This is a genomic window from Streptacidiphilus sp. ASG 303, assembly GCF_020991365.1.
In the GTDB taxonomy this organism is placed as follows: domain Bacteria; phylum Actinomycetota; class Actinomycetes; order Streptomycetales; family Streptomycetaceae; genus Peterkaempfera.
Genome location: NZ_JAJLRA010000154.1, coordinates 1 through 292, shown reverse-complemented (window position 1 = coordinate 292; position 292 = coordinate 1). Strand labels below are relative to the sequence as shown.

Annotated in this window: 1 pseudogene; it reads left to right on the top strand. The window is 76.0% G+C overall.

Going from position 1 to position 292, the window contains the following annotated elements:
• Positions 1–292: pseudogene (locus LO771_RS30330) on the top strand (ATP-dependent DNA helicase); the annotation flags it as partial.

Genomic DNA, 292 nt, shown 5'->3' with positions numbered 1-292 from the left:
TGCAGGCCGAGCAGGACGCGATCGTCCGCTCCGGCCACCGCGGGGTGACCGTGGTGCAGGGCGGGCCCGGTACCGGCACGACGGTGGTCGCGCTGCACCGGGCGGCCTACGTCCTGTACGCGTTCCCGCGCGCCGCGGCGGAGGGCGTCCTGGTGGTGGGCCCGAACACCCGGTTCCTCGACTACACCTCCCAGGTGCTCCCCTCGCTCGGGGAGAACGACGTCGTGCTGGCGACCTGCGGGGAACTGGCCGGGGTGCCCACGGACCCGGCGGACCCGTCCGGCACGGCGCG